This is a genomic window from Paraburkholderia podalyriae (assembly GCF_014397785.1).
In the GTDB taxonomy this organism is placed as follows: Bacteria; Pseudomonadota; Gammaproteobacteria; order Burkholderiales; family Burkholderiaceae; genus Paraburkholderia; species Paraburkholderia podalyriae.
Genome location: NZ_VZQQ01000249.1, coordinates 1 through 969, shown reverse-complemented (window position 1 = coordinate 969; position 969 = coordinate 1). Strand labels below are relative to the sequence as shown.

Here is a 969-nt window from a genome sequence, read left to right as displayed (position 1 = left end):
AGGTCTTCATGAGCGAGTCCGGTGACCGAGACGTGTTCACCCGGGTGCAGTGGTGAAGAGGCCATTGCCTGGCGAATGCCGGCCTCGAATGGAAACGAGAGCTGCTCTTCCAGATAGCAGTACCACGACATCGCCCGCTCTTCCTCGGTATAGGCGTCGACCACCACTTCCATCTCAATGCGATGTTCACGTTTTGCGTCGATCTTGGGCTTGGCCATGATGTTGTCTTCCGACCAGAGTTGATAGGGCTATAGATCGACGATACGCCACAGCAGACCGTAGGAAACACGCCAGTGACCCTCGGAATCTGTCACGGCAATCGAGGCCGTTTTCGAGTTGAGTCTGACGATGGTGCCGACACGCTCGCTCAGGTGTTTGTCGGTGAAACCGACGGTGTCGCCGACGAGGAACTCGTCGCGTTGTGCGCGCGGTGGCGGTGCCGGTTCAGGATGAATCGGGGCTGCGCTATCGGGAACGATCGCCGCGTACGGTAGCGCCCAGCGGCGCCGGCTCGCATTGTCCTGAACGACCGCCTGTGTTTGCCGAAGCTCAACGACGGTTCCCTGCAATGGAGGGGCCAGCGGGTTGTCTGGGATATAACTGATAGCCATGCCGAGGTGCAGGCGCTGCCGTACTTCCAGGATGCGTCGGGGATCATCGAGCATTTTTCCGACGGCGAGATAAAGGCGATAGAGTTCGGCGCTGGGCGCCTGCCGGAGTGAGTCGAGAATGTCCATGAATGTGATGGCGTTTAACGGGCGAGCGGCAACAGTTCGTGCACGCGATTGACAGGATACGATGGCAGCTTCTCGAGCGTGTCCTTGAGCCACGCGTACGGCTCGAAACCGTTCAGGCGAGCCGTGCCGAGCAGCGAATACATCGTGGCGCTCGCGCGGGCGCCGCGCGGGGAGCCCGCGAAGAGCCAGTTCGCCCTTCCGAGGGCAATGGGTCTGATTTGCCGCTCGAGAG

3 protein-coding genes are annotated in these 969 nt (G+C 60.7%); all 3 read right to left on the bottom strand.

Translation table 11 applies throughout. The features are described from left to right. A partial coding sequence (locus F6X42_RS42865) for a calcium-binding protein (protein WP_222945941.1) occupies positions 1–218 on the bottom strand: 218 nt, incomplete at its 3' end. A 30-nt stretch (positions 219–248) separates the two neighbouring features. Continuing rightward, positions 249–737 carry a hypothetical protein gene (locus tag F6X42_RS42860; RefSeq protein WP_187639766.1) on the bottom strand — a complete coding sequence of 163 codons (489 nt, stop codon included), beginning with the start codon at positions 735–737 and terminating at the stop codon, positions 249–251. Positions 738–751: 14 nt separating this feature from the next. Beyond that, positions 752–969 (bottom strand): transposase domain-containing protein (locus tag F6X42_RS42855; RefSeq protein WP_187639765.1); only part of this gene is annotated, 218 nt, incomplete at its 5' end.

What these genes read in the sequence shown, in the direction of transcription:
- F6X42_RS42860 (WP_187639766.1), bottom strand. Translation starts at nt 737, where the DNA reads ATGGACATTCTCGACTCACTCCGGCAGGCGCCCAGCGCCGAACTCTAT.